General features: G+C 58.5%; 3 protein-coding genes and 1 pseudogene. All 4 read right to left on the bottom strand.

All coding sequences use genetic code 11. The features are described from left to right. The coding region (locus ACFWZ5_RS45365; protein WP_384893071.1) for a transposase at positions 1-612 on the bottom strand (612 nt) is incomplete at its 3' end. Between the two features lie 88 nt (positions 613-700). Beyond that, positions 701-1,003, bottom strand: a pseudogene (locus tag ACFWZ5_RS45360) (transposase); the annotation flags it as partial. Between the two features lie 651 nt (positions 1,004-1,654). Further along, positions 1,655-2,860 carry an alpha/beta hydrolase gene (locus tag ACFWZ5_RS45355; RefSeq protein ID WP_384893068.1) on the bottom strand — a complete coding sequence of 402 codons (1,206 nt, stop codon included), beginning with the start codon at positions 2,858-2,860 and terminating at the stop codon, positions 1,655-1,657. A 73-nt stretch (positions 2,861-2,933) separates the two neighbouring features. Next, the gene (locus ACFWZ5_RS45350; RefSeq protein WP_384893065.1) at positions 2,934-3,881 is read right to left on the bottom strand and encodes a hypothetical protein; all 948 of its coding nucleotides are present in this window, start codon (positions 3,879-3,881) and stop codon (positions 2,934-2,936) included. Positions 3,882-3,960 lie beyond the last annotated feature (79 nt).

Raw genomic sequence — 3,960 nt, 5'->3', positions numbered from 1 at the left:
GAGGGCGAGACCGGTGCCGGTGATGAAGCCGTCGAGGGTGCCGGGCCGGTATTGGGGGCGTTTGAGCCGGTTGCGGACGAGTGTCTCAAGACGGTCGAGGGCGACGACGGCGAGGTTGGCCAGGCTACGTTTGACGTGGGCCCACGCGCCTTCGATGGGGTTCAGATCCGGTGAGTAGGCGGGGAGCAGGAACACCGTCAGCCACTCGCGCTGGTTGATCAGCTCGCGCATGGCGTGGGAGACGTGAGTGTTGAGCCGGTCCCAGACCAGCACGATTGGCGCCTTGACGAGCTGGTGGGCGCCGTCGATCAGCGCGATGAAGTCGCGTTCGTTCGTGCTGCGGCGCTTGCCCTTGTCCGCCGGGTGGGAGATCAGCCGGTGGCACAGCCGGGTGCGCGAGCCGGGCCGTACGGCGATCAGTCCGGCCACCGGCAGCCGTCCCGATCCCCGTCCGCTCACCGTCACGACCGGGGTGTGGCCGCGCCGGCCCCAGGTGCGTCCATTGGGCGGACGGCGGGTGAATCCTGCTTCGTCCTCGAAGCAGATGTAGCCCCCCGCAGGCCGCCCGGGTTCTTTTACCTCGGCCCAGGTCGCCTCCTTCCACGCCTTCACGGCCTGCTCGTCGCGTTCGGCCACCCGCCGGGCGGGCACCCTGCGGGGAGAAGCCGATCCGGTGCATCAACCGGGTGGCACCCGAGACGCTGTAGGAGACGTGGAACTTCCTGCCGATCAGCGTGACCACCCGCGCCGCGGTCCACACCTGGTCCGCCACCCAGCCGTGCGCGGCCGGACCCTGTTCAAGGCAGGCGGCGAGTTTGGCCAGGCAGCGCGGGGACAGACGGCACCGCGATCCGCTCGGGCCACGGGATGCCAGTGCTCCAGGCCCGCCGTCCCGCCACAGCTGGTGCCACTGGTAGGCCGATTTCCGGCTCACCCGCAGGCGCCGTGCGACCTCCGGTGGCTTGATCTTCTGCTCGAACAATTCGGCCGCCTGTGTTCGCACGGCCTCGCGGCGCTGACGCCCCGCAGCCGTCAGCCCGCCCCCATCCGCATACCTCACACAGAACGAAATACGGCCAACACCCCAGCAACATCAAGCGCTGCACGAAAGATCACCCTGACGAACCGAAGTCAGTATCAAGAGCCCGGCGTCTATGAAATGTTGGGTTTCGCGCACACCTCTTCCGCCCCACGCACACGGCAAACGGCCCGGCGATGCGGCAGTCGAGACGGGCCAGGGCCTCCTCGGAGCATGCCGGGCCCACTGGCCGACCGCAGCATACGAACGGGCATCCGCCAGGACCGCGCAGGCCGCGACCAGCAAGACCATACCGCAGAGCGACCATGCCCAAGAGGTGTCCGCGGACCGGGCAGTGTCCTTCAGCCCCACGACCCCGTGGTGTTGACGCGTGGGTGTCGTGACCAGACAAACAGCGGCAGACTTACTGCAAATCAAAGCTCCGCCTGTTCCGGGTGACTCGCGAGGCCAGCCCCGTCAACCGGAGCTTCGCTGCATCCCACACGCCCAACCAGCACCGCTTCACACCAGTGTGACCAGTCCATTCGCCCGGCACCCAGAACTATGAATCAGCCCTTCCCCGCACCCTTGGATCAACGGTCCCAGAGTGGTCCAACCAACTCGGAAATCATTTCGTCAGGAGTTCTTGGGGGCCTCCTCGTTAGGGTCTTTATCATCCAATGGCCTGAGTTCGCTTTGCAGAGAGGCCATAACGGCACTTTTCACGACCTCACTACTGGTGGCCCACATGTCAGGGCTCATGCCAATGTGGCGGTATGCTGCCAGGGGGATTGCCCAGTTGAATTGTTTACTTTCCCAGGATCCCAGAAGGCTCCGCCCTTGACATTTCGTCACCTTTTCCGGTTCTTCCTGTACGGTAATTCTGGCGATGCTTTTCAGTGACGGGTTTTTTGGGTCGTAGTAGTGAGAGTGAGAGGTGGGACCACCGAAGAGGCGGCGCGCGCACCACCTCAAGGCGTAAGTTGGCCAACTGCTCTTTTTGAATGCTGTCCCAGGCACCTTCGATTTAAGGGTGACGGCTCCGAAGGTCGTAGCTGCAGGATCGCGTCCGAATGCTGCGAGATAGGTGATGATATCGTAATAGTCAGAACAAACGAACACCTGTTTCTCGTCACCGAGTTCTTTGGCTTTCATCGCACAGCATCCAGGGCTCCCCAGGAGCACAATCGAATCTGCAAGATATTTTTGACTAACTAGTTCTGGTGGCTTAGGGTATGCAGGGAAGGCCTTTGCTGCTACGCCGACCGTGGTACTACCGTAACTATGGCCGGAGATGATAAGGCGCGCCGTGTTGTTATGTTTCCTAAATTCTAGAACGTCGGATATAAGTTTTGGTGCCCCATCTGTGGCGAATGCCCACACGGCTGGCCCTCGGAGTGCTGCCATCGGGGCCCGGTAGCCCATCCAGAGTACGACAGCGAACTTCTTTTGACTATTCAATTCGCGGCATTCTTCGTATAGTGGTATCGCATTCTTCAAGGCGAGTTCCTTCAACGTCCCCTTCGCCGCGATATCGTACGGACCTTCTATTTTTCCATACTCCCAGTTCACATCGGTCAATACCTGGCCATTGACCGAGTGAGTTGTTCCGGGGACGATGATTGCTACGTACTTTGCAGTATCCAAATCTCCGATGGAAAATGCTGTTCGGCAAAATCTTTCCATTCGCGTTCCGTCCTGAAACGCCGCATTTGGTTCGTACTTCCAGAGTTGAATCGGCACTCCAGGGTGTTGTTTCTCTAGCGTATCAAGTGTCGACTTCACCGCTTCGGCGTCCCGTTTCCAGCGAGCTATATCGCTCCCCGTGTTCTTGGCGAGCATTTTTCTATTCTTCCCATCTGCATCAGCAAAGAAAGGTGACATTTTTGATCCAATCTCGCAGTCCAAGCCTGACCTACAGGGCGGCAAAGTCAAGAGTTAGCGAACGCCCCTGGACGTCGACTTCACAGGAAACGGATTTGCCAGCTTCTTTCAAGATTCTGAAGCGGAGCTCTTTGAGGCTGGGGAAACCCAATTCGGAAATTCCCGGGTCAAGTGTTTCCTCGGTCAGGAGGTCGACTAGTTCGGCTAACGCGACGCCCTTTGGAGACACGGCGGCGCCAGAAAGCTCAATGGAATCCTCTCGGGCGCCTCCTTGTAAGATGATTCCCTTTTCTTCTTTACCTATTTTGTGCAGTACGAGCGCTACGTCAAAGGACCACCCTTTCCTGCCGCGTCGCGCGGCCTGCAGAACGAAACTATCGGATGGCAATAGCGACGTGACTGCCCCCGCCAAACAGAAGTCGGCCGTCCAACTTCCATGCTCTTTGAGGAAAACAATCGAACATTTCGATACAGTGACCTCGGGTAGTATGCCTGGAATTTTAACCCCGCCGTCAAACGCCTTCAATAGGGTGCTTGACGTCACTTTATCGTTCAGCCACAGCTCGCCTAGGAATCCCCAGCAATTGTCGGCGTACCTGAAACACTCGAAGTCGAACATGCGGTCGCCCAGAATGAGCGAACCCGAAAGGGAAACATCTTGCAGAGCTTTATCACGCAACGCTAGATCGCCGCGCAGGTTAAAAATCGAGAATCCAAAGTCGGTCTCTAGTTCCGAGAGTCCCACCGATACTACATAGTCCTTGGTCCTGATATTGCCGCAGATTTCCAGGGTGACTTCTGTTGGCGTTTTATTTCCGGGGAGACAGGCTAACCGGTTCAACCAGTCGAACCCTCCTTCTAGAATGGCATAAAATTCGCCTGTGTCTTGGTGATAGTTGGAATTGGAGATTCCAACCGATCTGTCTATTCCTGCATCCCTTCTGGCAATAGTTTCATGCTCTTCGTCCTGTGATGTCATGTGCACTCCTGAAGTGGCGAGGCTTTAGAGGTTGTCTCACGTGGCTTGATGTTTGTGCGGCATGATGCCGGGCGTGGGT

Origin of the sequence: Streptomyces sp. NPDC059003 (assembly GCF_042740445.1) — a bacterium.
Classification (GTDB): Bacteria; Actinomycetota; Actinomycetes; order Streptomycetales; family Streptomycetaceae; genus Streptomyces.
This window is presented reverse-complemented; position numbering and strand designations above follow the sequence as displayed.

Bases quoted from the DNA above. Each gene is read 5' to 3' on its own strand.
- ACFWZ5_RS45350 (WP_384893065.1), bottom strand. From the start codon at position 3,881: ATGACATCACAGGACGAAGAGCATGAAACTATTGCCAGAAGGGATGCA.
- ACFWZ5_RS45355 (WP_384893068.1), bottom strand. From the start codon at position 2,860: ATGCTCGCCAAGAACACGGGGAGCGATATAGCTCGCTGGAAACGGGAC.